This is a genomic window from Granulicatella sp. zg-84 (assembly GCF_010892375.1).
Classification (GTDB): Bacteria; Bacillota; Bacilli; order Lactobacillales; family Aerococcaceae; genus WM01.
This window is the reverse complement of sequence record NZ_WNJX01000060.1, coordinates 1-2,924: the sequence shown is the minus strand read 5'-3', so window position 1 is coordinate 2,924 and position 2,924 is coordinate 1. Positions and strand designations below refer to the sequence as shown.

Annotated in this window: 1 protein-coding gene; it reads right to left on the bottom strand. The window is 36.5% G+C overall.

Going from position 1 to position 2,924, the window contains the following annotated elements:
- Window positions 1-270: 270 nt before the first annotated feature.
- Entirely contained in the window at window positions 271-2,838 is a 2,568-nt protein-coding gene (locus tag GMA06_RS08215) for a hypothetical protein (RefSeq protein ID WP_345940881.1), read from the bottom strand.
- Between the last annotated feature and the right edge of the window lie 86 nt (window positions 2,839-2,924).

Sequence of the window (2,924 nt, the reverse complement as noted above, 5' to 3'; positions counted from 1 at the left end):
GAAAAGACATGTATCGTGTACATGTCGGTGAGCCGTACATCACTTTGTGACTTAAAAAAAGATAGTGACGTAACATTTGTTACATCACTACCTTTTATGAGTCATCAACCCTATTTGACATAGAGCCGAAAAATATAAAAAGATGGTGAATGCTTTAACCATTCATCACCTTTTCATTACATCAATATCATTCGGTATAGAGTTACAGAACACCAAAAACACCCTAAGATGATGTCTTAGGGTGTTTTCCAGACAAATGATAAAACACTGTTATTCTGTTTCTTCTTCCAATCGTTTTCTCAATGCCGCAATCATCATACCTAATCCAAAGACAGTCGCTCCGTAGAACATTGTATCTTGTCCTTGTTCACCTGTATGTGGCAAGTTTTGACTTGCTGGTTTATTAGGACTTGGATTTTCTGATGTTGGTTTGTTTGGTTTTGGCATATCTGATTTTGGTTTTTCCGGAGTTGGTCTATCCGGTTTTGGCATATCTGGTTTTGGTTTTTCCGGAGCTGGTTTATCCGGTTTTGGCATATTTGGTTTTTCTTCTTCTGAATTTGGTCTATAAGGAATTTCAATATTTTCACTTGGATTCATTGGCAATTTCGGTGGAATATATCCTTTAGACGGATTTTCTGGATCTACTGGTTTCAACGGATTACCTTCTGGATCTTCAGGTGTATATCCAGGAACATATGGAATCGGTTCTTCACTATTCTCTGGAGTACCTGGAATAGTTGGATCTCCATTTGGATCATTTGGATATGGGATTGGATCTTTTGGTGTTTCTCCGTCTGGTAATTTTGGAATCCAGCTACCTAGTTTTTTGTAGGTAACAACTACTGTTTTATCAGCAGTATTTTCCGTTGGTGTTTCTTCTTCCACAACAGCTTTATCAGCAACATATCCTTTAATTAGTTTTGATGCTTCCTCATTCCATTTACCATCTTTATTCTTATCAGAATCAACTTCATGGCTAACTTTCCACTCACCGTAAACAATCTCGCCAGTTACATGATTAACAGTCGCTTCACGTGTAAAGGTTACTGTCTCTGTACGAGTAGCATCCGCTTCTCTTCCATCTTCTTCATACACATATTTAATCATACGTGTCACTTGTTTTACCAAGTCTTTTTCAGTAACACCTGCTGGCCATTTTGGTCCATTTGGCTGTTTTGGATCAATTGGTTGACCTGGTTCAATTGGTGTTGTCGGTTCATTTGGATTTGGAAGTGGATTTGTTGGATCCTCTGGTTTTGGTGTAATTGTAGAGAATTTAGGTCTAACAACTACTTCAAATGTTTGACTTGGGTCTTTTCCAACAACATCTTCGACTCCATCAAAAACTCTTCCTCCAGGTATTGTAAAGCCGTCTTTTACAATTTCATAGCCTTTATCGATAAGTTCCTGTTTCTTAGCATCTGTTGTGTACTTAATTGGTTCGTCCTCTTTACCAACAACAGTATCAACTGAATTCTTAATCTCTTTTACAAGTGTTCCTGTTTCATCCACATACTTGATAATCGCCAACTGAGATGCCTTTTCAGCTGGTGCTGTATTAGGTGTGTAGATAACAACTTCAGTAATATTCGTTGCATTCTCATCAACAACTACATCTTCTTGAGTGGATTCTGGATGAACCACTGTACTATTATGTATTGCTGTTGTTGCTTGATGACCTGCTACTACTGGTAATGTTTGACCTTCAAGAGTACTATCACTATTTTTAGCTTTCCAGTCACCATAAGTAATTTTACCATCAACTAAATTCACTTTCGCTTCACGCTCAAATGTAACCGTAGTTGAGAATGTCTTAGCTACTTCTTGTCCCTTGTTATCAATGTATGAAATCGTACGTGTCACTTCTTTAGTTAACACTAAATCTTTCACTGTATCTGGCCATTTTGGTCCGTCTGGTTTATTTGGATCAACCGGTGTATTTGGTACAGGTTTCTCACCATTTGGTGTAACTGGCTCAATACGTGGTGTTAATACAAACACAAAGTCTTGTGAATTATCCGGAATATTATCAAAAGTATCCTCTTTATCATAACTATCACGGTTCGTTACTGTGTAACCTTGTTGTTCGTATTCTTTAATTTTCTCAGTAGGATCATAGCCGAATTTTTTGCCTTCTTTACCTGTTAATGGTTCATTATGTTTTTCTTCATTTGTACCCGTAACAATAAATTTAACACTACCTTTTTGATCCACTGTTTCTTTATCTTTCACATAAGGAATATTTGTATCTTGCTTTGGATTTGCTGGTACTGGTGGAGGATTATAACCTTTCGTTGGATCCGTTGGATCTTTCGGTGTTAATGGATTTCCACTTGGATCTTGTGGTGTATAACCTGGCACATACGGAATTGTTTCGTCTGTTGGGTCACCTGGTTTTGTTGGATCTGTTGGATTATTTGGATAATCTACTGGATCTTTTGGATCTTTATCATCCGTTGGATTTGGATCAACTGGTTCTACACCCTGTGGGATTTCTGGAATCCATTTTCCAATTGGTGTATAAACAACTTTCTCAACAATATTTGATGAATCTCCTGTTACTTGTACATATTTTTCAGTTGTATTTGGTTCAACATCTTTGTCACCATTTGTAGCTGATGTAACAATATATCCATTCACAACTGGTAATTTTTGCCCATCAAGAACAGAATCATTATTTTCCGCTTTCCAGTCACCATAAGTCACATTACCCGTTACAAGATTAACTTTTATTTCACGTACAAATGTTACTCCGTCAACAAATTTTTCATGAACTTCTTCATCTTTATCATTCGCCGAGTTGTAAAATAAAGTGCAAAAGCAAAATAGTGTTATAAAAACAAAAAAAGACAGATAATTAACTTACTAAGATTCACCACAAAATTAGAAAGGTCATTATCATGTCTAAAACAAATTATAAC